20 protein-coding genes and 11 tRNA genes are annotated in these 23,518 nt (G+C 66.5%); 26 read left to right on the top strand and 5 right to left on the bottom strand.

What is annotated here, in order from left to right; translation table 11 throughout:
• Window positions 1–53 precede the first annotated feature (53 nt).
• From DX03_RS15450 to DX03_RS15440, 3 genes are read left to right on the top strand one after another with little or no spacing between them, the layout of a single operon-like run.
• Entirely contained in the window at window positions 54–797 is a 744-nt protein-coding gene (locus DX03_RS15450; RefSeq protein ID WP_038690168.1) for a cysteine hydrolase family protein, read from the top strand.
• 56 nt (window positions 798–853) lie between these two features.
• On the top strand, window positions 854–1,762 hold the full coding sequence (locus tag DX03_RS15445) for a LysR family transcriptional regulator (RefSeq protein ID WP_038690166.1): 909 nt from the start codon (window positions 854–856) through the stop codon (window positions 1,760–1,762).
• Between the two features lie 26 nt (window positions 1,763–1,788).
• Window positions 1,789–2,550, top strand: coding sequence for a sulfite exporter TauE/SafE family protein (locus DX03_RS15440; RefSeq protein ID WP_038690164.1), 762 nt, complete (start codon window positions 1,789–1,791; stop codon window positions 2,548–2,550).
• Between the two features lie 45 nt (window positions 2,551–2,595).
• Here DX03_RS15440 and DX03_RS15435 read toward each other — a convergent pair whose 3' ends face one another.
• Window positions 2,596–3,354 carry a Bax inhibitor-1/YccA family protein gene (locus tag DX03_RS15435; RefSeq protein WP_038690162.1) on the bottom strand — a complete coding sequence of 253 codons (759 nt, stop codon included), beginning with the start codon at window positions 3,352–3,354 and terminating at the stop codon, window positions 2,596–2,598.
• 175 nt (window positions 3,355–3,529) lie between these two features.
• On the opposite strand from DX03_RS15435, the gene DX03_RS15430 reads away from it, so the two are divergent.
• The 18 genes from DX03_RS15430 to DX03_RS15345 all read left to right on the top strand — a co-directional run bounded on the left by DX03_RS15430 (window position 3,530) and on the right by DX03_RS15345 (window position 16,308).
• Window positions 3,530–3,606 (top strand) — tRNA-Pro (locus DX03_RS15430).
• Window positions 3,607–3,648: 42 nt separating this feature from the next.
• Window positions 3,649–3,725 (top strand) — tRNA-Arg (locus DX03_RS15425).
• 35 nt (window positions 3,726–3,760) lie between these two features.
• A tRNA-His gene (locus DX03_RS15420) sits at window positions 3,761–3,837 on the top strand.
• Between the two features lie 81 nt (window positions 3,838–3,918).
• Window positions 3,919–3,994 (top strand) — tRNA-Lys (locus DX03_RS15415).
• Window positions 3,995–4,218: 224 nt separating this feature from the next.
• A tRNA-Lys gene (locus tag DX03_RS15410) sits at window positions 4,219–4,294 on the top strand.
• A 266-nt stretch (window positions 4,295–4,560) separates the two neighbouring features.
• Window positions 4,561–4,824, top strand: coding sequence for a hypothetical protein (locus DX03_RS15405; RefSeq protein ID WP_185753366.1), 264 nt, complete (start codon window positions 4,561–4,563; stop codon window positions 4,822–4,824).
• Window positions 4,825–4,888: 64 nt separating this feature from the next.
• Window positions 4,889–6,238, top strand: a complete 1,350-nt coding sequence (locus DX03_RS15400) for a chloride channel protein (protein WP_038690158.1) — start codon at window positions 4,889–4,891, stop codon at window positions 6,236–6,238.
• A gap of 87 nt (window positions 6,239–6,325) precedes the next feature.
• A tRNA-Leu gene (locus DX03_RS15395) sits at window positions 6,326–6,410 on the top strand.
• Between the two features lie 237 nt (window positions 6,411–6,647).
• On the top strand, window positions 6,648–7,943 hold the full coding sequence (tig, locus tag DX03_RS15390; RefSeq protein WP_038690156.1) for a trigger factor: 1,296 nt from the start codon (window positions 6,648–6,650) through the stop codon (window positions 7,941–7,943).
• A gap of 66 nt (window positions 7,944–8,009) precedes the next feature.
• Window positions 8,010–8,636: an ATP-dependent Clp endopeptidase proteolytic subunit ClpP gene (gene clpP, locus DX03_RS15385; protein WP_038690153.1), complete on the top strand. Its 627-nt coding sequence runs from the start codon at window positions 8,010–8,012 to the stop codon at window positions 8,634–8,636.
• A 125-nt stretch (window positions 8,637–8,761) separates the two neighbouring features.
• Entirely contained in the window at window positions 8,762–10,051 is a 1,290-nt protein-coding gene (gene clpX, locus DX03_RS15380; protein ID WP_038690151.1) for an ATP-dependent Clp protease ATP-binding subunit ClpX, read from the top strand.
• Window positions 10,052–10,193: 142 nt separating this feature from the next.
• Window positions 10,194–12,659, top strand: coding sequence for an endopeptidase La (gene lon, locus DX03_RS15375; protein ID WP_038690143.1), 2,466 nt, complete (start codon window positions 10,194–10,196; stop codon window positions 12,657–12,659).
• A 205-nt stretch (window positions 12,660–12,864) separates the two neighbouring features.
• Window positions 12,865–13,137 (top strand): HU family DNA-binding protein, encoded by a 273-nt coding sequence (locus tag DX03_RS15370; protein ID WP_038690141.1) that lies wholly within the window; start codon window positions 12,865–12,867, stop codon window positions 13,135–13,137.
• Between the two features lie 11 nt (window positions 13,138–13,148).
• Window positions 13,149–13,223 (top strand) — tRNA-Val (locus DX03_RS15365).
• 27 nt (window positions 13,224–13,250) lie between these two features.
• Window positions 13,251–13,327, top strand: a tRNA-Asp gene (locus DX03_RS15360).
• 112 nt (window positions 13,328–13,439) lie between these two features.
• Window positions 13,440–13,516, top strand: a tRNA-Asp gene (locus tag DX03_RS15355).
• A 90-nt stretch (window positions 13,517–13,606) separates the two neighbouring features.
• Window positions 13,607–13,683, top strand: a tRNA-Asp gene (locus DX03_RS15350).
• A 651-nt stretch (window positions 13,684–14,334) separates the two neighbouring features.
• Window positions 14,335–16,308 (top strand): peptidyl-prolyl cis-trans isomerase, encoded by a 1,974-nt coding sequence (locus DX03_RS15345; protein ID WP_038690140.1) that lies wholly within the window; start codon window positions 14,335–14,337, stop codon window positions 16,306–16,308.
• A 403-nt stretch (window positions 16,309–16,711) separates the two neighbouring features.
• Here DX03_RS15345 and DX03_RS15340 read toward each other — a convergent pair whose 3' ends face one another.
• Window positions 16,712–17,941 carry a lytic transglycosylase domain-containing protein gene (locus DX03_RS15340; RefSeq protein ID WP_038690138.1) on the bottom strand — a complete coding sequence of 410 codons (1,230 nt, stop codon included), beginning with the start codon at window positions 17,939–17,941 and terminating at the stop codon, window positions 16,712–16,714.
• Window positions 17,938–18,705, bottom strand: coding sequence for a hydroxyacylglutathione hydrolase (gloB, locus tag DX03_RS15335; protein ID WP_038690136.1), 768 nt, complete (start codon window positions 18,703–18,705; stop codon window positions 17,938–17,940). The genes DX03_RS15340 and gloB overlap by 4 nt, the downstream gene beginning before the upstream one ends.
• Before the next feature lie 11 nt (window positions 18,706–18,716).
• On the opposite strand from gloB, the gene DX03_RS15330 reads away from it, so the two are divergent.
• From DX03_RS15330 to dnaQ, 3 genes are read left to right on the top strand one after another with little or no spacing between them, the layout of a single operon-like run.
• Complete coding sequence (locus tag DX03_RS15330) at window positions 18,717–19,361, top strand: methyltransferase domain-containing protein (protein ID WP_038690134.1); 645 nt, start codon at window positions 18,717–18,719, stop codon at window positions 19,359–19,361.
• A gap of 11 nt (window positions 19,362–19,372) precedes the next feature.
• Window positions 19,373–19,825, top strand: coding sequence for a ribonuclease HI (gene rnhA, locus DX03_RS15325; protein ID WP_038692460.1), 453 nt, complete (start codon window positions 19,373–19,375; stop codon window positions 19,823–19,825).
• Between the two features lie 4 nt (window positions 19,826–19,829).
• Window positions 19,830–20,555, top strand: a complete 726-nt coding sequence (gene dnaQ / locus DX03_RS15320) for a DNA polymerase III subunit epsilon (RefSeq protein WP_038690132.1) — start codon at window positions 19,830–19,832, stop codon at window positions 20,553–20,555.
• Window positions 20,556–20,694: 139 nt separating this feature from the next.
• Here dnaQ and DX03_RS15315 read toward each other — a convergent pair whose 3' ends face one another.
• The gene (locus DX03_RS15315) at window positions 20,695–21,399 is read right to left on the bottom strand and encodes a PP2C family protein-serine/threonine phosphatase (RefSeq protein ID WP_038690130.1); all 705 of its coding nucleotides are present in this window, start codon (window positions 21,397–21,399) and stop codon (window positions 20,695–20,697) included.
• A 169-nt stretch (window positions 21,400–21,568) separates the two neighbouring features.
• On the opposite strand from DX03_RS15315, the gene DX03_RS15310 reads away from it, so the two are divergent.
• Window positions 21,569–21,659: transfer RNA gene (locus tag DX03_RS15310), tRNA-Ser, on the top strand.
• Between the two features lie 303 nt (window positions 21,660–21,962).
• Window positions 21,963–22,364 (top strand): DUF6165 family protein, encoded by a 402-nt coding sequence (locus tag DX03_RS15305; RefSeq protein ID WP_038690128.1) that lies wholly within the window; start codon window positions 21,963–21,965, stop codon window positions 22,362–22,364.
• A 101-nt stretch (window positions 22,365–22,465) separates the two neighbouring features.
• Here DX03_RS15305 and DX03_RS15300 read toward each other — a convergent pair whose 3' ends face one another.
• A complete protein-coding gene (locus tag DX03_RS15300; RefSeq protein WP_038690126.1) occupies window positions 22,466–23,515 on the bottom strand; it encodes a glycosyltransferase family 9 protein in 1,050 nt (349 codons plus the stop codon).
• Window positions 23,516–23,518: the final 3 nt, after the last annotated feature.

The raw sequence follows: 23,518 nt of genomic DNA, 5'->3' as shown, positions 1-23,518 counted from the left end.
TGCGCAATCCGCGCAGCATTCTGTGCCCACTTTCCACGCGCAGGAACACCACGATGAACCTCACCGCCTTCAGCCTTGCCAGCCTGGCCGGCATGGCTGCCACCGCCCCGGTGGCAGCCGCCGAACCGGCCCATCCCACCATCCGCCACCTGGCCGGTGCCCCGGCGATCGCCGCGCTGGACGCCGCCAAGACCGCCGTGCTGGTGATCGATGTCCAGAACGAATACTTCGATGCCCATGCCGCGGCAGGCTTTGCCGGGGGCCGCATGGTCATTCCCGACGGCGTGGCCGCACTGCGCCAGACCCGCCGCGTGGTCGACTTCGCCGATACCCACGGCATCCGCGTCATCCACGTGCAGCATGTGCTGCCGGCGGGCGCGCCGCTGTTCGCGCAGGGCAGCGTCAACGTCGCCTTCCATCGCGACATGCAGCCGCGCAGTGGCGAAACCGTCATTGAGAAGGACAACGTCAGCGTCTTCGCCGGTGCCTCGGCCGCAGTGCTGGACAAGGCGCTCAAGGACGCCGGCATCGACACGTTGATCATCACCGGGCTGCAGACCCATGCCTGCGTCGTCGGTGCCGCCCGCGACGCGGCGGCCGCGCCGCGCGGCTATCGCGTCCTCGTGGCGTCCGACGCCAGTGCCAGCCGCGACCTGGACCTGGCCGATGGCAAGCGCATCGGCCACCGCGCGCTGCACGAGGCGTCGCTGGCGCAGATCCAGGATGCGTTCGGCGATGTCATGGCCACCGACGCGATCCTGGCCCTGCCGGTGCGCGAGGCCGGCAACGGCGCTTGATAAGCTGGCGGGGCCCGCAACCGCGGGTCCTGCCACCCACCTGGAGCTGCCTGTCGATGGACCACTTCGCCGCCCTGCGCGCGCTGCGCGCCATCGTCGAGGCCGGCAGCTTCAGTGCGGCCGCCGAGCGGCAGGGGACCACCCACTCGTCCATGTCGCGGCAACTGCGGCAGCTGGAAGAGCACCTGCAGGTCCGGTTGCTCGATCGCACCACCCGGCGGCTGTCGCTGACCGAGGCCGGGCGTGACTATTACCGCGATGCCGTGGCCTTGCTGGAGCGGCTGGAACTGGCCGACGACCGCGCCCGCGCCGTGCAGGCAGCGCCGAGCGGCCGGGTGCGGATCAGCGTGCCGCAGGTCGTTGCAAGCCAGGAGCTGGCGCACTGGTTGCCCGGTTTCCTGGCCCGCTATCCGCAGGTGTCGCTGGACCTGTGCGCCGACGACCAGCTGGTCGACGTGGTCGGTGGCGGTTTCGACATGGCCCTGCGCATTGCCGCCACCTTGCCCGACAGCCAACTGGTGGCGCGCGAGCTGGCCTGCTGCCCGCGCATCCTGGTGGCCGCACCGGCCTACCTGGCCCGGCATGGTTTGCCGCGCCAGGTGGCAGACCTGCACGCCCATACGCTGCTGGCGTTCCAGCCCGGCGCCGCCAGCACCCCGTGGCACCTGCACGGGCCGCGGGGTGCACGGGCCAGCGTGGAAGCCGGCCAGCGCCTGCGCGTGGATGCCACGCCCGCCCTGTACGCCGCCGTGCAGGCGGGCATGGGCATCAGCCTGTTCACCGCGTTGACCGTGCAGGACGACCTGCGCGCCGGTCGCCTGATCCGCGTGCTGCCGGGATGGCATGCCGGTGAGCGGCGCTACTTCGCGCTGTACCCGCACGCCCGTTCGCTGGCACCGAAGGTGCGCGCGCTGGTGGACTACCTGGCCGCGCATTACGCTGGGCTGGTCAGCGCGGCCGCCTAGCGGTCGCACAGCAACGGGACGCGTGAATGGATTCGGTGTATCTGGTGGTCGCGCTGGGCGCGATCGTGGCGGGGTTCGTGCAGGGCCTGTCGGGCTTTGCGTTCGGCATGGTGGCGATGTCGTTCTGGGCGTGGACCCTGGACCCGCGGCTGGCGGCCACGTTGTCGGTGTTCGGTGCGCTGGTGGGTCAGTTGCTGGCGGTGTTCACCGTACGCCGTGGCTTCAACCTGCGGCTGCTGCTGCCGTTCGTGCTGGGCGGATTGGCAGGCATCCCACTTGGCGTGGCGGTGTTGCCGCACCTGGACATGGCGTGGTTCAAGGCGCTGCTGGGTGGGTTTCTTGCGCTGTGGTGCCCGGTGATGCTGATGGCGCGTTCCCTGCCGCCGATCACCGTCGGTGGTCGCCTGGGCGACACGGTGGCCGGCATGGCCGGTGGTGTGCTCAGCGGCATCGGTGGCTTCGCCGGGCCGGTGCCAACGCTCTGGGCCACGCTGCGCGGCTTCGGCAAGGACGAGCAGCGAGCGGTCATCCAGAACTTCAACCTGTCCATGCTGCTGGTCACCATGGGCGTGTACCTGGGCAGTGGCGTGGTCACCCGCCAGATGCTGCCGTACTTCGCCATCGTCGCGCCGGCCATGCTGGTGCCGACGCTGCTCGGTGCCCGTCTCTACATCGGCATCAGCGAAGCGCGCTTCCGCCAGATCGTGCTGGGCCTGCTGACCGCCTCGGGCGTGGCGCTGCTGGCCTCGGCAGTGCCCACGCTGCTGGCCCGCCAGGCCGGCGCATGAAAAAGGGCGCCCGAAGGCGCCCTTGGGTGTTTCCCTGGCGGTGATTCAGCGCTGCTGGATCTTCGACAGCAGGCGCAGGAATTCCACGTACAGCCACACCAGCGTCACCATCAGGCCGAACGCGCCGTACCACTCCATGTACTTCGGTGCGCGTGCTTCGGCACCGGTTTCGATGAAGTCGAAATCCAGCACCAGGTTCAGCGCGGCCACCACCACCACGAACAGGCTGAAGGCGATACCGACCCAGCCGCCTTCATGGATCATCGGGATGTTGATGTTGAAGAAGCCCAGCACGAACGAGGCCAGGTACAGCAGCGCGATGCCGCCGGTCGCGGCGACCACGCCGAGCTTGAAGTTCTCGGTGACCTTGATCAGCCCGCTGCGGTAAGCGGCCAGCATCACAAACAGCGTGCCGAAGGTGAGCATCACCGCCTGCATCACGATGCCCGGGAACTTGGCGTTGAACAGGGCCGAGATGGACCCCAGGAACAGGCCTTCCACCAGCGCGTACATCGGCGCGGTCACCGGCGACCATTCCTTTTTGAACACCGTCACCAGCGCCAGCACCAGGCCGCCGATCGCACCGCCCATCGCGTACAGCATGGCGCTGGAGGTGGGCAGGCCGGAGGCGTCGATGGCCTGGCTCCACGCGTACGCCGCGGTCAGCACGGTCAGCAGCAACAGCACGCCGGTCTTGTTGACGGTGCCATTGATGGTCATCACCTGATCGGGCGAAGTCACCACCGAGCCGCTGGCCAGGTCGAGGAACGTCGATTCGGAAAGTGCGGGGTTGCCGCTGCGCATTGCCAATCTCCTTGAAGGGTAGGGTGCCGACCATCCGGCCGCTGTGCCGAGAATAGCCGATACGCTGTTGCCGGATCGGGGCATGCACGACAACGTGAAAAAAGCGTTGACAGATGCCGCGCACATTCCCACAATAGCCGACTCTTTCGGGGGGAACCTCGAGGGATCAAACCGCCGGGGTATAGCGCAGTCTGGTAGCGCGCCTGCTTTGGGAGCAGGATGTCGGGGGTTCGAATCCCTCTACCCCGACCAAGCCTGCTCAAAACAGGATTGAAATGCGATAATCCAGCCAGGGCGCCCGTAGCTCAACTGGATAGAGCACCGGCCTTCTAAGCCGGCGGTTACAGGTTCGATTCCTGTCGGGCGCACCATCAGGTGCATGCGTCAGGAAGCAAAGGTTTCAGTGGTGGCTGTAGCTCAGTTGGTTAGAGTTCCGGATTGTGATTCCGGAGGTCGGGGGTTCGAGTCCCCTCAGCCACCCCACTGATTTGAAACTGGTTCGCCGAAAGTGAATCAGGGTTGCAAAAGACGACACACGCGTTACAATGTGCGTCTGAGTTTTCAGGGCTGTTAGCTCAGTTGGTAGAGCAGTTGACTCTTAATCAATAGGTCCAAGGTTCGAATCCTTGACAGCCCACCAAGACAGAAGCCACCTGGTTATCCAGGTGGCTTTTTTCTTGCCTGCGATTCCGCGAGCACTGGTAGTGCCGAGCAGCGCTCGGCAACCACGGAAAACCGAGCAGGATCGCGACTCCGCCAGCCGGGCAGAGCCCGGCTCTACCGCGGGGTGCTGTTTCTCATCCGTTTAGAAAAAGTGCTTGCATCCCCGGCGGGAAATCCAGCATAATTCGCCTCCCGATTTTCGGGCTGTTAGCTCAGTTGGTAGAGCAGTTGACTCTTAATCAATAGGTCCAAGGTTCGAATCCTTGACAGCCCACCAAGACAGAAGCCGCCTGGTCCGCCAGGCGGCTTTTTTCTTGCCCGGCGTTCGCGCGCTACGCAACCGGTAGTGCCGAGCCACGCTCGGCAGCCACCCGACGCGCGCCAAGATCTCCATCGCGCACGGGGGCCATCACCTCCCGCCGCCCACCGCGCCGAACACGTCACGGCGTTTTCCCAACCTGCAACGCCGCGCACGGTCTGCGCCCGGCAGACGCGTTTCACTCGACGTAACGCGCCAACGGCGCTTGTTCGAGGGCAGCAACGATGACTCTTCCCACCTTCGCCGGACTCATGCTGGCCGCCTTTGCCGGTACCGCGCTGGCAGCCGACACGCCGCCCCAAACTGCGCCACTGGCGGTCCAGGCGCAGTACGCCACCACCGTGGTTCGCCATGACATGGCGCCGGGTACGTTCGTGCCTGCCATTCCGGTCGCCGGCGCGCCGGCCAATCCTTATGCGCAGACCGTGCTGCGTACCGACCTTGCCGAGGGTGACGTCCAGCCCGCCCAGGCCGTGCCAATCGACTGATTCGGCCGCCGCTGCCGCCAGTCACTGCACATCGCGTGGATCGGCCCGGTGGAACACTATCGGCATGGATACCCCGTCACCTTCGTCGCGCACGCGCTGGCTCGGCTCGCGGCAGCAATGGTTCGAACGTTTGGCGCTGTGGGGCGGGGCCGTGGCCGTGGCGCTGGCCGCGATCCTGTTCGCCAAGGCCAGCGATGCGGCATTCGCGCTGTTCCGGCGCATCTACGACGCCTCGCCGTGGTGGCCGCTGCTGCTCACCCCGGCCGTGTTCGCCCTGTTGGCCTGGCTCACCCACGGTGCGCTCAGGCCCACCCGCGGCAGCGGCATTCCGCAGGTGATCGCCGCGTTGGACAAGCCCGATGCCGCGTTCCGTCAGCGCAACCTGTCGCTGCCGGTGTCCGCCGGCAAGCTGGGGCTCACCGTGCTGGCGTTGCTGGGCGGGGCGTCGGTTGGGCGCGAAGGCCCCACCGTGCACGTCGGGGCCAGCCTGATGTACGTGATCGGGCGTGCGCTGGGTTTCCGCGACCCGCGCCATGCCGGCCATTTCCTGCTGGCCGGTGGTGCGGCGGGTATCGCGGCGGCGTTCAACACCCCGTTGGCCGGCGTGGTGTTCGCCATCGAGGAGCTGTCCGGGCGTCTGGAGCATCGCTTCTCGGGCGCGCTGCTGACCGCGGTGATCGTCGGCGGCGTGGTTTCGCTGGGCCTGCTGGGCAATTACACCTATTTCGGCCGGGTCGATGTGGCGCTGCCGCTCGGCATGGGCTGGCTGGCAGTGCTGTTGTGCGGGGTGGTCGGTGGCCTGGCCGGAGGCCTCTTCAGCCGCGTGGTGCTGGCTGCGATGGACGGCCACCCGCGCTGGCTGGGGCGGGCGCGGGCGGCGCGGCCGGTGCTGTTCGCCGCCGCGTGCGGGCTGCTGCTGGCACTGCTGGGGCTGGTGTTCGGCGCAGGTGCGTTCGGCACCGGGTACGAGCAGGCCCGCGGCCTGGTACAGGGGCAGGCGCTGGTCGGACACGAATTCGGCCTGATGAAGCTTGCCGCCAATCTGGTGTCCTACATCGCCGGCATCCCGGGCGGGCTGTTCTCGCCCGCGCTGGCCGTCGGCGCCGGCATCGGCCACAACCTGGCCGCGCTGCTGCCCGGGGTGGACCCGTCGGCGGTGGTGCTGCTGGGCATGTGTGCCTACCTCACCGGCGTCACCCAGGCGCCGCTGACCTCGGCGGTCATCTCCATGGAGCTGACCGACAACACCGACATGCTGCTGCCGATCCTGGCGGCGGTGCTGCTGGCCCGCGCGGCGTCCTCGCTGGTCTGCCGCCAGCCCATCTACCGCGCGCTGGCGCAGCGGTTGCTGGAGGCCATGCCCGCCGCGCCCATGCCCGCGCCGTCCGCACCGCCGGGCCGGCCAGAGGCCTGAATGGGTGGCGCGCTGCCTGCCGGTGACGCGGTCAGCGCTTTTTCTTTGCCTCCGGCCCTGCAACAATGGTGGGCTGAGCATCAGCTCGCGAAAGTGGCGGAATTGGTAGACGCCCTGGATTTAGGTTCCAGTGCCGCAAGGCGTGGGGGTTCGAGTCCCCCCTTTCGCACCATCCCATTCCCGGCGCTGGCCGGCACCATGACGATGGGCACGTCCCGGATCCCGGGAGACGGCGGCATGCTGCCCTGGTGCGCCTTCACGGCCGCGCCCGGCCCGCGCTGGCGGCGCTGGCCGTTATCGGCGAAACTACAGGGCTGCGGCGGGCATGCGCGTCAACGACCCCGCGTTCTAAACCCGTTCCATCCATCACATCGTGCCGGGGGCGTTGCCGCCGGTGGCAGGAGTCAACATGCAAGCTTCGATCGAATCCACTGGCAATCTGGAACGCCGCCTGACCTTCTCGCTGCCGGAAGACCGCCTGCAGACCCACATCAGTGGCCGTCTGGGCGAAATCGCCCGCACCGCGCGGATCAAGGGCTTCCGCCCGGGCAAGATCCCGGCCAAGGTGATCGAACAGCGTTTCGGCCAGCAGGTCCGCAGCGAAGCCGTCGACGGCCTGCTGCGCGAGACCTTCGATGCCGCCCTGCGTGAGCACGAGCTGCGCATCGCCGGCACCCCGCGCATCGACAAGGGCGAGGAAGGCGAATTCTCCTTCGTGGCCACCGTCGAGCTGATTCCGGACTTCGGCGACGTGGACGTCAGCAAGCTGACCGTGGTGCGCCACACCGCCGACATCAGCGATGCCGACATCGACCAGATGATCACCAACCTGCGCGAACAGCGCCGCAGCTGGAGCCCGGTCACCCGTGGCGCGCAGGAAGGCGACCTGGTCGCGCTGGAAACCTTCTCCCAGGCCGGCGATGAGCGCCTGCCGGCCGAAGGCAGCGAAAAGGGCAGCGTGATCGTGGGCCAGGGCATGATGTTCGAGCAGATCGAGCAGGGCCTGGTCGGCATGACCAAGGGTGAAGAAAAGACCCTGGACGTCGAATTCCCGGCTGACTGGCGCGTGCCGGCCCTGGCCGGCAAGCAGGTCAAGGTCACGGTCAAGGCCGTGGACGTCTCCGCCCCGGTGCTGCCGGACGTGGACGAAGACTTCATCAAGAGCTTCGGCGTGAAGGGCGGTGACGAGGAGCAGTTCCGCAAGGACATCCGCGCCAACCTGGAGCGCGAGCTGAAGGGCGCCCTGATGAACCGCCTGCGCCGTGAAGTGGGCGAGCAGCTGATCGCCGCCTATGCGTCGGTGGAAATGCCGCCGCGCCTGGTCGAGAACGAAGCCCGTGCCATGCTGGGCCAGCAGATCGAGCAGATCCGCCGCAGCGGCCGCAACCCGGGCGAAATCCCGGCCGATGCCCATGAAGGCTTCAAGGACGCCGCCGCCAAGCGCGTGCTGGTCGGCCTGCTGGTGGGCGAAGTGGCCCGCAAGAACGACCTGCGCCTGGATCCCAAGCGCCTGAATGAAACCATGCGCCTGATCGCTTCGACCTACGAAGAGCCGGAGCAGGTCATTGAGATGTACCGCAATGACCCCCAGCTGATGAGTGGGCTGCAGAATCGCGTGATGGAAGAGCAGGTGATCGACTGGATCGCCGAGCGCGCCCAGCACACCGAAGAACAGCTGTCGTTCCAGGACGCGATCCGCCAGTAAGCGGCCCGCGTTTTACGCCCCGCGCCCCGGCGCGGGGTTGTTCCCCCCAAAATAGGTGCCTCACTAATGGACAACCGAACCACAGCCCTGAACATGGTTCCGATGGTGGTCGAACAGACCAGCCGCGGCGAGCGCGCCTATGACATCTATTCGCGCCTGTTGAAAGAGCGTCTGATCTTCCTGGTTGGCCCGATCGACGATCACATGGCCAACGTGGTGGTGGCGCAGCTGCTGTTCCTGGAAGCGGACAACCCGGAAAAGGACATCAGCATCTACATCAACTCGCCCGGTGGCGTAGTCACCGCCGGCATGGCGATCTACGACACCATGCAGTACATCAAGCCGGACGTGAGCACCATCTGCGTCGGCCAGGCCGCCTCGATGGGCGCGCTGCTGCTGGCATCCGGCGCGGCCGGCAAGCGGTATGCGCTGCCGAACTCGCGGGTGATGATCCACCAGCCGCTGGGCGGCTTCCAGGGTCAGGCCACGGATATCGACATCCATGCCCGTGAAATCCTGACCCTGCGCTCGCGCCTGAACGAGGTGCTGGCCAAGCACACCGGCCAGTCGCTGGAGACCATCGCGCGCGATACCGAGCGCGACAACTTCAAGAGCGCCGCCGATGCGGTGGCTTACGGTCTGGTCGATCAGGTGCTTGAACGCCGTCCGGAAGAGTCGATCACCCCGGCGTGATGACGCATCCAGGCCGGCAAACCGGCTTGTTTCCGCAGGGTCGGGCGGACTGGTGTCCCCCCGACCCTGTGTTATTCTCGAATCGAACCCCCGTTCAGCGGGTGGGGTAACTGGGTAAGCGAAGCATGAGCGAAGACCGCCAAGGTCGTTCCACGGACACCGGCAAGATCCTCTACTGCTCTTTCTGCGGAAAGAGCCAGCATGAGGTGCGCAAGCTGATTGCGGGCCCGAGCGTGTTCATCTGCGATGAGTGCGTGGAGCTGTGCAACGACATCATCCGTGAAGAACTTGAGGAAAAGGCGCAGTCGGCGCGCAGTTCGCTGCCCAAGCCGCGCGAGATCCTCGAGGTCCTTGACCAGTACGTGATTGGCCAGAACCGGGCCAAGCGCACGCTGGCCGTGGCTGTGTACAACCACTACAAGCGCATCGAGAGCCGGCAGAAGAACGACGAGGTCGAACTGGCCAAGTCGAACATCCTGCTGGTCGGCCCGACCGGTTCGGGCAAGACGCTGCTGGCCGAAACCCTGGCCCGCCTGCTCAACGTGCCGTTCACCATGGCCGACGCCACCACGCTGACCGAAGCCGGTTACGTGGGCGAGGACGTGGAGAACATCATCCAGAAGCTGCTGCAGAAGTGCGACTACGACGTCGAGAAGGCACAGCAGGGCATCGTCTACATCGATGAAATCGACAAGATCTCGCGCAAGAGCGAGAACCCGTCGATCACCCGTGACGTGTCCGGCGAAGGCGTCCAGCAGGCCCTGCTGAAGCTGATCGAAGGCACCGTGGCCAGCGTGCCGCCGCAGGGCGGGCGCAAGCATCCCCAGCAGGAATTCCTGCAGGTGGACACCAAGAACATCCTGTTCATCTGCGGCGGTGCATTTGCCGGGCTGGACAAGGTGATCCAGGCGCGTTCCAACGATTCGGGCGGCATCGGCTTTGGTGCCAAGGTCAAGAGCGCCGAGCGCAAGCAGGAAATCGGCAAGGTGCTGGCCGAAGTCGAGCCGGAAGACCTGATCAAGTTCGGCCTGATCCCGGAATTCGTCGGCCGCCTGCCGGTGGTTGCGACCCTGGAAGAGCTGGACGAGGCCGCCCTGGTGCGCATCCTCACCGAGCCGAAGAACGCCATCACCAAGCAGTTCAAGAAGCTGTTCGAGATGGAACACGTCGAGCTGGAGTTCCGCCCCGACGCCCTGGCCGCGATCGCCCGCAAGGCGCTCAAGCGCAAGACCGGTGCCCGTGGCCTGCGTACCATCGTCGAATCGGTCCTGCTGGACACCATGTACGACCTGCCGTCGGCCGAGAACGTCAGCAAGGTCGTGGTGGATGAATCGGTGATCGAGCACAAGTCCGAGCCGTACCTGATCTACCAGACGCCACCGGCGCCTGAACAGAAGGCGGCTGGTGCTGAATAATCGGTTCAAGCAATTGAATTGATAGAAGTTTTTCAGAACAGCTTGCATCTAGAAGCCGATGGCCCCATAACGAGGCCATCGGCTTTTTTTGTATCCGGGCGAGGCGCCCGGAGGCCATCCCCACTGTTCCACTGGAGCCCACATGGCCCGTTCCCCAACTGAGACTCTCGACCTGCCGGTACTGCCGCTGCGTGACGTGGTGGTGTTCCCGCACATGGTCATTCCGCTGTTTGTCGGCCGCGACAAGTCCATGCACGCGCTGGAACAGGCGATGGCGGCGGACAAGCGCATCCTGTTGCTGGCGCAGAAGTCGGCCGAGACCGACGATCCCACCGCCGCCGACCTGTACCAGGTGGGCACGCTGGCCCAGGTGCTGCAGCTGCTGAAGCTGCCCGACGGCACCATCAAGGTGCTGGTCGAGGGCCTGTCGCGGGTCAACGTCACCCAGGTGACCGAGCGTGACGGCGCGCTGCAGGGCATCGCCACCGAAATCGAATCGGACGAGTCGCGCGAGCCGCGCGAGATCGAAGCGATCGCCCGGTCGCTGATGTCGCTGTTCGAGCAGTACGTCAAGACCAACCGCAAGCTGCCGCCGGAGCTGCTGCAGACCCTGGCCGGCATCGATGAACCGGCGCGCCTGGCCGACACCATCGCCGCGCACATCAGCGTGCGCCTGGCCGACAAGCAGCGCCTGCTGGAAACCCTGCAGATCGGCGACCGGCTGGAAATGCTTGTGGGCCTGGTCGACGGCGAAATCGACGTGCAGCAGATGGAAAAGCGCATCCGCGGCCGCGTGAAGTCGCAGATGGAAAAGAGCCAGCGCGAGTACTACCTCAACGAGCAGATGAAGGCCATCCAGAAAGAACTGGGTGACCTGGACGATGCGCCCGGCGAGCTGGACGAACTGGCCCGCAAGATCGCCGAGGCGGGCATGCCCAAGCCGGTGGAAACCAAGGCCAAGGCCGAGCTCAATAAGCTCAAGCAGATGTCGCCGATGTCCGCTGAAGCGGCGGTCGTGCGCAACTACCTGGACTGGCTGCTGGGCGTGCCGTGGAAGAAGCGCACCAAGGTGCGCAAGGACCTCAAGGCCGCGCAGGACACGCTGGATGCCGATCACTTCGGCCTGGACAAGGTCAAGGACCGCATCCTGGAATACCTGGCGGTGCAGTCGCGCGTGAAGCAGATGAAGGGCCCGATCCTGTGCCTGGTCGGCCCGCCCGGCGTGGGCAAGACCTCGCTCGGCCAGTCCATCGCCAAGGCGACCAACCGCAAGTTCGTGCGCATGAGCCTGGGCGGCGTGCGCGACGAGGCCGAAATCCGCGGCCACCGTCGCACCTATGTCGGTTCCATGCCGGGCCGCATCGTGCAGAACCTCAACAAGGTGGGCAGCAAGAACGCGCTGTTCGTGCTGGACGAAATCGACAAGATGTCGATGGACTTCCGTGGCGATCCGTCGTCGGCGCTGCTGGAAGTGCTGGATCCCGAGCAGAACAACGCGTTCAACGACCACTACCTGGAAGTGGACCTGGACCTGTCCGAAGTGATGTTCGTGGCGACCTCCAACTCGCTCAACATTCCCGGCCCGCTGCTGGACCGCATGGAAGTGATCCGCATCCCCGGCTACACCGAGGATGAAAAGCTCAACATCGCCATGCGCTACCTGGTGCCCAAGCAGCTCAAGGCCAACGGCCTGAAGCCGGAGGAACTGGAGATCGAAGCCGACGCCATCCAGGACATCGTGCGCTACTACACGCGCGAATCGGGCGTGCGCAACCTCGAGCGCGAAGTGGCCAAGATCTGCCGCAAGGTGGTCAAGGAAATCGCGCTGGCCGGCCCGGCCGGTCTGCCCAAGCCGGCCAAGGCCAGCAAGAAGGCCGGTGCGAAGAAGAAGGCACTGGTGGTGGTCACCGGCAAGAACCTGGACAAGTACCTGGGCGTGCGCCGGGTCGATTTCGGTCGCGCCGAGGAACAGAACGAGATTGGCCTGGTCACGGGCCTGGCCTGGACCGAAGTGGGCGGCGACCTGCTGCAGATCGAATCGACCCTGGTCCCGGGCAAGGGCCAGCTGATCCTGACCGGCCAGCTGGGCAACGTGATGAAGGAATCGGCCTCGGCCGCCCTGTCGGTGGTGCGTTCGCGCGCCGAGCGGCTGGGCATCGACAACGAGTTCCTGCAGAAGCACGACGTGCATGTGCACGTGCCGGACGGCAGCACCCCCAAGGACGGCCCCAGTGCCGGCATCGCGATGGTGACCTCGCTGGTGTCCACGCTGACCAAGGTGCCGATCCGGGCCGAAGTGGCGATGACCGGCGAGATCACCCTGCGTGGCCGCGTCACGGCGATCGGCGGGCTGAAGGAGAAGCTGCTGGCCGCGCTGCGTGGCGGCATCACCACGGTGATCATCCCCGAGGAGAACCGCAAGGACCTGGCGGACATCCCGGCCAACGTTACCCGTGATCTGAAGATCATCCCGGTGAAGTGGATCGAAGAAGTGTTGGACCTGGCCCTGGAGACGCCGCTCACCCCGAAGAAGGCCAAGAAGGATGGGGCGCGCGTCACAGTGCGCGGCAAGAGCAAGACAGCTTCCAACACGCGCGTCAAGCATTGACGTGTGCTGTCGAAATGCCCGAAACCCGCGTCGTTATTGGCTTTTCAGCTTGCGCGGGTAGGGGTCCACTGGTATAAAAGCACCACTCGCGAGTCAGTACGCACTGACGTCGGCGAATCGAGAACTTCACTGGCATCCGGCCGCAGTCTGGGTCGGATGCTTCACTGTCGAACATGCGGAATCCCCGCCAAAGGAGCTGTACAGAATGAACAAGACCGAATTGATCGACGCCGTTGCCGAGGCCGCCGACCTGACCAAGGCCGAGTCCAACCGCGCCGTCGATGCCGTCATCGCTTCCATCACCAAGGCCCTGAAGGGCGGTGACGCTGTGACGCTGGTGGGCTTCGGTACGTTCCAGGTTCGCGCGCGTGCTGCCCGCACCGGCCGCAACCCGAAGACCGGCGACACCATCAAGATCGCTGCATCGAACAATCCGTCGTTCAAGGCTGGCAAAGCCCTGAAGGATGCCGTAAACTAAGCGGCTTGCTGGGGTGCTTAGCTCAGCGGTAGAGCGTCTCCTTTACACGGAGAGGGTCGGGGGTTCGAAACCCTCAGCACCCACCACAGCACCGCAGTAAACGTTTGAGATTTGGAGCGGTAGTTCAGCTGGTTAGAATGCTGGCCTGTCACGCCGGAGGTCGCGGGTTCAAGTCCCGTCCGCTCCGCCAGTTTCAAGAAGGCCCCTGAGCAATCGGGGGCCTTGTTTTCTCCGCCGATGGTAGAGCTGACCGTTGGTCAGCTGGTAAAGCAGACCGTTGGTCGGCTGAAAAAGTTAAATGCGGAGCGGTAGTTCAGCTGGTTAGAATGCTGGCCTGTCACGCCGGAGGTCGCGGGTTCAAGTCCCGTCCGCTCCGCCAGTTTTAAAAAAATCCTCGAAAAAAGCAGTCTTCGGGGTAGGTTTTCTGAATATCTTCGGATAGAATGAGCGCCTGCAAAGTTTCAAGCGCGGAGCGGTAGTTCAGCTGGTTAGAATGCTGGCCTGTCACGCCGGAGGTCGCGGGTTCGAGTCCCGTCCGCTCCGCCAATCTTTGAAGAGCCCCTGGTGCAAACCAGGGGCTTTTTTTTTGGTTTTTTCCCACGGACGGGAGCGTCGTGTTGCAACGTCCGGCGCAGATGGCGTGCATCCGTGCACGTGCGTCTTGGTTGTCCAGGCGACGGTGTGGATCGGGTCGCGGCTCCGTTAGGGACTACTGCGAACGTGAGGGCCCCGCAGCGGCCGGTAGGCCCCTGGCGCAAATGTCCCCCGGCCTGGCGGCCTCCTCCTTTATTTTGCCCAGGGGCCTACCGGCCGCTACGGGGCTCGGCATGCGGACAGCCCCGGAGCGAGGCATCTCTGGCTCCCGTTGGTGGGTCGGGTGCTGGGCCCCATGCCCTTGGAGGCGAAATAAAGGAGGAGGGGGCGGCCGCAGGCCGACGCCGGGGGACATTCGCAGGAAAGGGCATGGGGCCCAGTGCCCGATCCACCAACAGTCGCTGGCAGAAGAAACAGTTCTGTGTGCCGCGGCGGCGTCAACCGCGTCGCGGCCAGCGGCCCCTGCCGGGATCGGTGTGATGGCGACATCCGGCGGCCCGCAGCCGTTGCGATGGCGACGCCGCGCCTGCCCGCGATGGTTTTGGAGCCACGCCGGAAGCGGGTTACACTGCCCGGCTCGCCACTCAGGCCATGATTTTTCCCATGCTGCAGAAACTTCGCGACAAGACCTCGGGCTGGATCGTTACCGTGATCCTGGGGCTGCTGATGATTCCGTTCCTGTTCGTGATCGACTCCAGCTACCTCGGTGGCGTGGGTGCGCAGAACGTGGCCAAGGTGGCGGCACCGCCGACCTGGTGGCGCTCGGCGCCGTCGTGGTGGCCGATGTCGTTCCTGTGGCAGCACCACGAGATCAGCTCGCAGGATTTCCGCGTGCGTTTCGAACAGGCCCGCCAGCAGGCGCGCCAGGAGCAGGGCGAGAACTTCGACCCGCGCGAGTTTGAAAGCACCGAAAACAAGCTCGCCGTCCTGGACCAGATGATCGACGAACAGGTCGTGCGCCTGGCCGGTGAACAGTCCGGCATCGTCATCGGCGACAACGCCGTGCGCGAATACATCGCCGCGATCCCGGCCTTCATCGGCGCGGACGGCAAGTTCAACGACAACCAGTATCGCCTCGCGCTGGCCGGTGGCAATCCGCCGCGTACCCCGACCCAGTTCGAGGCCCTGGTGCGCGAAAGCATCCAGCAGTCGGTGATTCCGTCAGCGCTGCAGGTGTCCGGTTTTGCCACCGCCGCCGAAGCCGAGCGCCTGCTCAAGCTGCTGGGCGAAACCCGCGACGTCGAACTGGCCGCGCTGCCGGAACTGCCCGCCGACACCGCCGAGGTGACCGACGCGCAGATCAAGCAGTGGTACGACAGCCACACCAAGGATTTCCGCCAGCCGGAAACCGTGTCGCTCGAATACGTCGAAATCAACGGTGCGAACCTGCCGGCGGCCGCCCCAGCCGACGAAGCTGCCCTGCGCAAGCGCTATGAAGACGAGAAGGCGCGGTTTGCCACCCCGGAACAGCGCCTGGCTTCGCACATCCTGATCGCCGCCGATGGCAGCGACCCGGCCAAGCTCAAGGCCGCCGAAGAGAAGGCCACCCGCATTGCCGCCGACGCGCGCAAGCCCGGTGCCGATTTCGCCGCACTGGCCAAGGCCAACTCCGAAGACCCCGGTTCCAAGGAACACGGTGGCGATCTGGGCTGGGTCGAGCGTGGCGCGATGGTGAAGCCGTTCGAGGACGCGCTGTTCAACATGCAGGCCGGCGAAGTGACCGGGCCGGTCAAGACCGACTTCGGCTACCACGTGCTGCTGCTGCGCGAAAAGAAGGGCGGCGAAGGCCGTCCGTTCGAAGCGGTGCGCGACCAGCTCGCCGCCGAGGCACTCAAGGCCGACAACGAGCGTGCGTTCACCGACCTGAGCGGCCGCCTGGTCGACCTGGTGTACAAGAACCCGACCTCGCTGGAAGGCCCGGCCAAGGACATGGGCCTGCCGGTCCAGACCTTGGGGCCGTTCACCCGCACCACCGCCAGTGGCATCGCGGCGAACCCGGCCGTGCTGCGCGCCGCGTTCTCCGACGTGCTCACCCAGGACGGCACCGTCAGCGATCCGATCGAGCTGGAGCCGAACCACACCGTGATGATCCGCGTCACCGATCACAGCCCCGAGCAGGCGATGCCGCTGGCCAAGGCGCGTGAACAGGTGATTGCCGCCATCCGTGGCGAGCGTGTCCGTGTGGCGTCGGAGAAGGCCGCCGATGCGGTGCTGGCCAAGCTCAAGGCCGGCCAGACCCTGCAGGCCCTCACCGTCAGCGACAAGCTGCAGGTGACCCCGCTGCCGGGCCTGCCGCGTACCCAGCCGGTGCCGACCCCGGAAATCAACCGCGCCGTGTTCACCGCGGCACTGCCGGCCGACGGCAAGCCGAGCTACGGCAAGGTCGCCATGCAGGGCCGTTACCTGGTCTTTGCGGTGAACAAGGTCAATCCGGCCAACCTGGCCGAGATCCAGCCGGAGCAGAAGAAGGCCTTCACCGATCAGCTCAACCAGATCGATGGCATGGCCGCCGCCAAGGCCTACATCGACGCGATGCGCAAGCATTACAAGGTGCAGACCGAAGAGGCGAACCTGTAACCGATCCGGTTGCAGTGGCAGCAGAAGGCCCGGCATTGCCGGGCCTTCTGCGTTGTGGGCAGGCCCGATGGCCAATGCGTCGCCGGCGGCGGTCATGCGCCGCCGCCGCGCCTTGGGCCGGGGTTGGTGGGCGGCCGGGGCGCACGGCGGCCGAGGCTGGATCCATCGCGGCGCAACCTGTCGGCCGCACCTGATGGCTCGCACGCTCGCTATCCCGGTAGGGGCGCGCCCCAGCCGGCTGCAGACCCAGCCGATCAGCGCGATGTTGGCATGACCCGAACCGGCGCTGCCGTCCGCGGCAGACCCGCACCATGCCGGGCGCCGGAAACGACGATGCCCGGCAAGGCCGGGCATCGTAGGTACCGCATCGAACCGATCAGGCCGGCCGGGCCGGCGCGTCGTATCAATCTTCCACGCGCAACACCGCCCCCGGCTTCAGCACGCTGCTGCCGGTAAGCCCGTTCAGCGACAACAGCGCCTTGAGCGGCATGCCGTAGCGGCGCGCGATGGTCCACGGCGACTCGCCGTCGCGCACGGTGTGGCGGCGGTTGCGCGGCCGGTCGGCACTGCTGGCCACGGTCCGGGCCGCGCGCGCGGTCGGCGCAGTGGCCTTGGCGGCCGGCGCGGTCTCGGTGCGGTCCGGGGACTCCACGGCGGCCACGGCGGCCATCACGGCTGCGCTGGCGTCGACCGGCGCGTGCGTGGCCGGTGCCAGCACCGTCACCTGGCCGCTGGGGCGGCCCTTGCCGCTCGCCAGTGCCGGGTTGAGCCGGGCAATCCGCGCCGGGTCCAGCGAGCGCTGTGCGGCCCACTGCTGGACGCTGGTGCCCGCGGGCAGGGTGTGGCCCTTCAGCACCGGCACCGTGCGGTCCAGCGAGGCCATCACGCCTGGCTTGGTTTCGGCGTTTTCCAGCACACAGGCCAGGGCGTGCAGCTTCTCGACGTAGGCATAGGTGATCGGCGACAGCCCCGGCAACTCGGCCGGGCGCGCGTTCTGCGCGTTCATGCCGGCCTTGCGCAGCGATTGCAGCACCCGGTACTCGCCGGCGTTGTAGGCCATGGTGGCCAGGCGCCAGTCGCCGCCGAACATGCCGTGCAGGGTCTTCAGGTAGCGCACCGCGGCCTGGGTGGAATCCACCGCAGACAGGCGACCGTCGTAGCCCGGGGTCATCTGTACGCGGTGGTTCTTGGCGGTGGTGGCGATGAACTGCCACAGCCCGGCGGGACCACTGCCATTGCGGGCATTGGGCCGGTAGCCGCTTTCCACGAACGGAATCAGCGCGAATTCGGTGGGCAGGTTGGACCGGCGCAGTTCTTCGACCACGTAGCCAAACAGCACCAGGGCATCGTCATCGGTATTGGCCAGCCGTGACGGGGCATGCGCGAACTGCTTCTGCCACCGCGGGCTGGTGGCCTCGGCGTTGCAGGTGGGTTCGGCCAGGCCATCGCGGAAGCTGGCGAAGATTTCCTGCCCGTTGCGCACCGATACCGGCGGCAGGGCGGCGGGGTCCAGGGGCAGCTGGGAGAGCCCGGCCACGTTCTGCGACATTCCCGCACTCAACGACTGGGCGCTCGCGCCACCGGCCAGGGACAGCGCCAGGCCGAGCGCGAGCGGCAACAATCGCCGGCTCATGTACCGAATCCGTCTTTCCAGCCGCGCAAGCCTGCGACGACATCGACTTCATCGGTGACGGGGCGACCCAGGTGGGCACTGACGGCCTGCTGGATCGACGGCGTTCCGGTACGCAGGAACGGATTGCAGTGGAGCTCGCTGGCCAGTGACACGGGCAGCGTAGGACGGTCATCGCGGCGCATGGCCAGGGCCTCCTCATGGCGCTGCAGCAACGCAGCGTTGGTGGGGTCGACATGCCGCGCGAAGACGGCATTTGACACGGTGTATTCGTGCCCGCAGCACAACAGCAGGTGCGGGGGCAGGGACGCCAGCTTGTGCAGGGATGCCAGCAGCTGGGACGGCGTACCTTCGAACATGCGGCCACAGCCCAGGCTGAACAACGCATCGCCACTGAAAAGATGTTCAGCGGTGTGAAACGCGATGTGGAACCGGGTGTGGCCGGGCACGGATACTACGTGGAACCTTTGGCCCGCTGCCTGAATGCATTCACCTTCAGCCACCCGGTGGGTAGCCATCGGGATGCGCGGATCGTCGGGCGCATACACCGCAAGCCCCGGATACCGGGCCTGCAGGGCCGCCACGCCGCCGATGTGGTCGTCGTGGTGGTGGGTGAGCAGAATCGCGGTGGGGGTCCATCCCTGCTGCGTTGCGGCAGCCAGGACGGGGGCGGCGTCGCCGGGGTCGACCACGACCGCCTGGCCGTCGTCGGCGACGAGCGCCCAGATGTAGTTGTCCGCAAATGCGGGTAGGGCAGTGAGTCGCATAGAATTGGACCATGCCCGCCACGCCGAGCCCCCGTCAAGCGTCAGTCGCATCCTGGTTTGATACTGAACCGGCACATGTGCTGTGCCAGTTGGAGTTCCAGCGGCTGACGCCGTTGCTGGCCGAGCGCCCGGTCACCCCATGGCTGTGGGTGGCCCCCACGGCCGCTTGGGCGGCCCTGCCGGACCTTCCCGGGCGCGGCCTGCGCCTGCACCGCGACGGCGCAGCATTTGCCGGCGACACCCGCTGTGGCCTGCCCCTGCCGTTGCCGGACGAGAGCGTCAACGCCATCGTGCTGCAGCATGTGACCGCACGCGATGCCGAGCAGCTGATCGGCGAGTGCGAGCGGGTGCTGATGCCGGGCGGGCGGTTGTGGCTGTCCACGCTCAATCCGTTCAGCCCGTACCGCCGTCAGTGGCGCCAGCACGGCCTGGTGGTGCGCAGCCCGCAACGGTTGCGGCACACCCTGGAGCAGGCGGGCCTGACCTGTGACGGGCTGAGCTACCTGGGGCCGATGTGGCGTGACCGCGCCCCGGGCCAACGCAGCTTCGCGCCGCTGCGTGCGGCCTGCCTGTTCACCGCCGAGAAACGCACCCCGGCCCTGCCGGGACCTACGCCACTGCCGGTCCGTCGATGGCACGGCACCGTGGCGACCTGATCTGGACTGCAATGAAAACAATTGAAATACACACTGACGGTTCCTGCCTCGGCAATCCCGGCCCCGGCGGCTGGGCGGCCTTGCTGCGCTACAAGGCGCAGGAGCGCGAACTCAGCGGCGGTGAAGCACATACCACCAACAACCGGATGGAGCTGATGGCGGCCATCTCCGGGCTGGAAGCGTTGACCGAGCCGTGCAACATCGTGCTCTACACCGACTCGCAGTACGTCCGCCAGGGCCTGACCCAGTGGATGCCGGGCTGGATCCGCAAGAACTGGAAGACCGCCGGCGGCGACCCGGTCAAGAACCGCGAACTGTGGGAACGCCTGCATGCGGCCACGCTGATGCATACCATCGACTGGCGCTGGGTGAAGGGCCATTCCGGCGACCCCGACAATGAACGCGTGGACCAGTTGGCGCGCGACGCCGCGGTCCGGATCCGCGCCGCCGGCCCGGTACACTGAGCCCATGCGTCAGATCATCCTTGATACCGAAACCACCGGCCTGGAATGGCGGAAGGGCAACCGCATCGTCGAAATCGGCTGTGTGGAACTGCTTGAACGCCGTCCCAGCGGCAACAACTACCACCAGTACATCAAGCCGGGCTGCGAATTCGAACAGGGCGCGCAGGAAGTCACCGGGCTGACCCTGGAGTTCCTGGCCGACAAGCCGGTGTTCGCCCAGATCGCCGAGGAGTTCCTGGCTTTCATCGACGGCGCCGAGCTGATCATCCACAACGCCGCCTTCGACATCGGCTTCCTCGACAACGAGCTGTCGTTGCTGGGCGACCAGTACGGCAAGATCACCGACCGCTGCACGGTGGTCGATACGCTGAAGATGGCGCGCGAGCGCTTCCCCGGCCAGCGCAACTCGCTGGACGCGCTGTGCAAGCGGCTCGGCGTGGACAACGCGCACCGCCAGCTCCACGGCGGCCTGCTCGATGCGCAGATCCTGGGCGATGTCTACATCGCACTGACCTCCGGCCAGGAGGAAATCGGCTTTGGTTCGGCCGATGACGGGCAGCGCGGCACCGCGCATGCGCAGGCCTTCGATACCTCACGCCTGCTGCCGCGCCCGCGCGTGGTGGCCACGGCGTCCGAGCTGGAGGCGCACGAAGCGCGGCTGGCCAAGCTGCGCAAGAAGGCCGGCCATGCCATCTGGGATGGGCCGAAGGTGGAAGAAGCGGTGGCGTAAATGCATCGCGACCAACGGTCGTGATCCACACAACGGTCGTGATCTACCCGGTCGTGATCCACCCGGCTGCGATGCACCGGCCGTCCTGATCCACACAATAAACCGGTAGGTCACGACCGTTGGTCGTGACCCGGCTCAATCAATGGCACCGCACCAGAATCACGGTGATGTTGTCCGACCCGCCGCCATCCAGCGCGGCCGCCACCAGCGTGTCCACGCATTCCTGCGCGCTGGCGTCATCGAAGGCCAGGGTGCGGGCGATGCCGGTGTCCTCCACTTCCTCGGTGAGCCCGTCGCTGCACAGCAGCAGCTGCATGCCCGGGCGCAGTTCGCCGGTGGTGGTGGCCACATTCAGGTGCGCCGGGTCGGTCACCCCCAATGCCTGGGTCACCACGTTGCGGTGCGGGTGCGCGCGCGCCTGCTCGGCGGTCAGGTTGCCCTGGGCCACCATTTCCTGCACCACGCTGTGGTCCTGGCTGAGCTGGGCCAGCTGGCCGTCGCGCCACAGGTAGGCGCGGCTGTCGCCGACCCAGGCCACTTCGTACCGGTTGCCCTGGACCCGCGCGGCCACCACGGTGGTGCCCATCGGCAGGCTGTCGTTGCGGCGGCGCGAGGTGCGGATGATCTCCTCATCGGCCACCCGGATGGCGTGCGCCAGCGTGGCGCCGTGGCGGATCTCGCGCACGATGGTCTCGCGCGCCAGCGCGCTGGCCACTTCGCCGCAGGCGTGCCCGCCCATGCCATCGGCCACCAGCCACAACGCCAGTTCGCCATCGCCGTAGTAGGTGTCCTCGTTGAGGTCACGGCGCAGGCCGGGGTGGGTGAGATGTCCGAATTCGATCATGGGTGGGCTGCAGCCAAAGGGGCGTTGCGGGGGATAACGGCATGATCGCGGCCCGCCGGACATCCGGCAAGGCATCCATACAGAAGAAATTCACTTCGCCGGTGCGGAATGACTTGTCGTCAGCGCGTCCTGCCCGTATCATTCGCGTCCCGGTTCGCCGGGACCATCTGGAGAGGTGGCAGAGCGGTTGAATGTACCTGACTCGAAATCAGGCAGGCGTTTATAGCGCCTCGGGGGTTCGAATCCCCCCCTCTCCGCCAGACACAAAGAAAAAGGGCTGCCCGTTGGGCGGCCCTTTTTCTTTGTGTCTGGCGCGGGATGCGACGGCGCTGCGCGCCGTCGCCCCAAACGCTGCTGTGCAGCGTTTGGGCCCGGTCCCTTTGCCTGCCTCTCCCCGCCCCTGTCGGGGCAGCCCCTCAACAGAGGGGCTTGTGCCTTGGTTCGGGTTGCGCGCCAACGGAGACACTGCCGAACGCGAAGGCAGGAGCAACGGCTGACAACCGCCCACCTGCGTTCCACGCCACGTCCGTTAAACTGGCGGCCACCTGTAACGGATGGCCCCCATGACCGCTGAAATCCTTGTTCCCGTGTCCTTTGGCGAGCTGCTGGACAAGATCTCGATCCTGCAGATCAAATCCGAGCGCATCGACGATGCGGCCAAGCTGGCCAACATCCACGCCGAGCTGAGCGCGCTGGACAAGACCTGGATGGCGCACCCGGCCGCGGTCAAGGACATCGCGCGCCTGCGTGCCGACCTGAAGGCGGTCAACGAGCGCCTGTGGGACATCGAGGACAACATCCGCCTGCAGGACAAGGCGCAGGCCTTCAACGAGGACTTCGTTGCGCTGGCCCGCAGCGTGTACCTGCAGAACGACGAGCGCGCCCGCATCAAGAAGGCCATCAACCTGGCGCTGGGCTCGAGCTACGTGGAAGAGAAGTCGTACAAGGATTACGCGGCCCGGTAATGCCGGCCGCTGGCCGTCAACCACCACGCCGCAAGGTAGTGCCGGCCGCTGGCCGGCAACCCCGCATCGCCTGACGTCGGAGGACGTTCCCGGCCAACCGATTACCCGGGCCGGTGATCGGCCACGTAGCGCTCGAACGCCGCAATCCCGTCCTCCACCGTGATCAACTGCATCACGTCGTCGAACTCGACCTTCGCGCCCCACTTCAGTTCGCTGGCCGGCTTGCCCAAAAACTTTCGCGCGGCATCGTCGTAACGGTCCACGCAGTAGCGCCGGTCGGAGTAGGGGCCGCTGCGGTGCGGGTTGCTGGCCGCGTGCAGGCCCAGCACCTTGGTGCCCATGGCGTTGGCGATGTGCATCGGGCCGGAGTCCGGGGTCATCACCAGCGCGGCACGCGCCAGCAGCGCCGGCAGCTGCTTCAGCGTGTCCTTGCCCACCAGGTCCAGCGCCGGGGTATCCAGCTGGGCCAGGATGGCATCGCTCATGCCGCGCTCCAGTTCACTGCGGCCCCCGCACAGCACCACCCGCCAGCCGCGCGCGGTGGCATGGTTGGCCACGGCGGCGTAGCGGTCGGCGTACCAGTTGCGGCGCACATGGCTGGAGCAGGGCGAGATCATCAGCACCGGGCGGCCGTCGTCCTGCCACTGCGCCTGCGCCCATTCCACCGCGGCAGGCGGCACCGCCAGATCCCAGCTGACCTGGTGCTGGACGATGCCCAGCGGCTCGCTGAAGCTGCCGATCGCGTCCAGCACGTGGATGCCGGGGCGGTCGGGAATGCGTTCGTTGATGAAAAGCCCGTGAAGGTCCTTCGAACGCGCCTTGTCGTAGCCGATGCGGCGCACGGCCGGCACGAACGCCGACAGCACATTGGCGCGGAAGGCCACCTGCATCTGCAGCAGCGCTTCGAAACGGCCGGGCGGGAAGGTCGCCTTCAGCGCCCGCATGCCGGCCAGGCCGGTCTTCTTGTCGTAGGGGTGGAAGACCACGCCGGGCAGGCCGTCGAGCAGTTTGTGCCCGGCCTTGTCGATGATCCAGTGCAGCGGCGTGCCCGGCCTGGCCTGCTGCAGGGTCCGCACCAGCGGCACCACGTGGGTGACATCGCCCAGGGCGGACAAACGCAAAAGACACAAGGAAGAGGACGTTGGTGCCATGGT

This window comes from Stenotrophomonas rhizophila, from assembly GCF_000661955.1.
Taxonomy (GTDB): domain Bacteria; phylum Pseudomonadota; class Gammaproteobacteria; order Xanthomonadales; family Xanthomonadaceae; genus Stenotrophomonas; species Stenotrophomonas rhizophila.
Note: the sequence above shows the minus strand (reverse complement) of the source record. Positions and strands in the feature narration are given on the sequence as shown.

Coding starts and splice junctions, on each gene's coding strand:
- tig (WP_038690156.1), top strand. CDS start 6,648: ATGCAAGCTTCGATCGAATCCACTGGCAATCTGGAACGCCGCCTGACC.
- DX03_RS15400 (WP_038690158.1), top strand. CDS start 4,889: ATGGATACCCCGTCACCTTCGTCGCGCACGCGCTGGCTCGGCTCGCGG.
- DX03_RS15315 (WP_038690130.1), bottom strand. CDS start 21,399: ATGATCGAATTCGGACATCTCACCCACCCCGGCCTGCGCCGTGACCTC.
- DX03_RS15450 (WP_038690168.1), top strand. CDS start 54: ATGAACCTCACCGCCTTCAGCCTTGCCAGCCTGGCCGGCATGGCTGCC.
- DX03_RS15440 (WP_038690164.1), top strand. CDS start 1,789: ATGGATTCGGTGTATCTGGTGGTCGCGCTGGGCGCGATCGTGGCGGGG.
- gloB (WP_038690136.1), bottom strand. CDS start 18,705: ATGCGACTCACTGCCCTACCCGCATTTGCGGACAACTACATCTGGGCG.
- dnaQ (WP_038690132.1), top strand. CDS start 19,830: ATGCGTCAGATCATCCTTGATACCGAAACCACCGGCCTGGAATGGCGG.
- DX03_RS15435 (WP_038690162.1), bottom strand. CDS start 3,354: ATGCGCAGCGGCAACCCCGCACTTTCCGAATCGACGTTCCTCGACCTG.
- DX03_RS15305 (WP_038690128.1), top strand. CDS start 21,963: ATGACCGCTGAAATCCTTGTTCCCGTGTCCTTTGGCGAGCTGCTGGAC.
- DX03_RS15330 (WP_038690134.1), top strand. CDS start 18,717: ATGCCCGCCACGCCGAGCCCCCGTCAAGCGTCAGTCGCATCCTGGTTT.
- DX03_RS15445 (WP_038690166.1), top strand. CDS start 854: ATGGACCACTTCGCCGCCCTGCGCGCGCTGCGCGCCATCGTCGAGGCC.
- DX03_RS15405 (WP_185753366.1), top strand. CDS start 4,561: ATGACTCTTCCCACCTTCGCCGGACTCATGCTGGCCGCCTTTGCCGGT.
- lon (WP_038690143.1), top strand. CDS start 10,194: ATGGCCCGTTCCCCAACTGAGACTCTCGACCTGCCGGTACTGCCGCTG.
- DX03_RS15300 (WP_038690126.1), bottom strand. CDS start 23,515: ATGGCACCAACGTCCTCTTCCTTGTGTCTTTTGCGTTTGTCCGCCCTG.
- DX03_RS15340 (WP_038690138.1), bottom strand. CDS start 17,941: ATGAGCCGGCGATTGTTGCCGCTCGCGCTCGGCCTGGCGCTGTCCCTG.
- rnhA (WP_038692460.1), top strand. CDS start 19,373: ATGAAAACAATTGAAATACACACTGACGGTTCCTGCCTCGGCAATCCC.
- DX03_RS15345 (WP_038690140.1), top strand. CDS start 14,335: ATGCTGCAGAAACTTCGCGACAAGACCTCGGGCTGGATCGTTACCGTG.
- clpP (WP_038690153.1), top strand. CDS start 8,010: ATGGACAACCGAACCACAGCCCTGAACATGGTTCCGATGGTGGTCGAA.
- clpX (WP_038690151.1), top strand. CDS start 8,762: ATGAGCGAAGACCGCCAAGGTCGTTCCACGGACACCGGCAAGATCCTC.
- DX03_RS15370 (WP_038690141.1), top strand. CDS start 12,865: ATGAACAAGACCGAATTGATCGACGCCGTTGCCGAGGCCGCCGACCTG.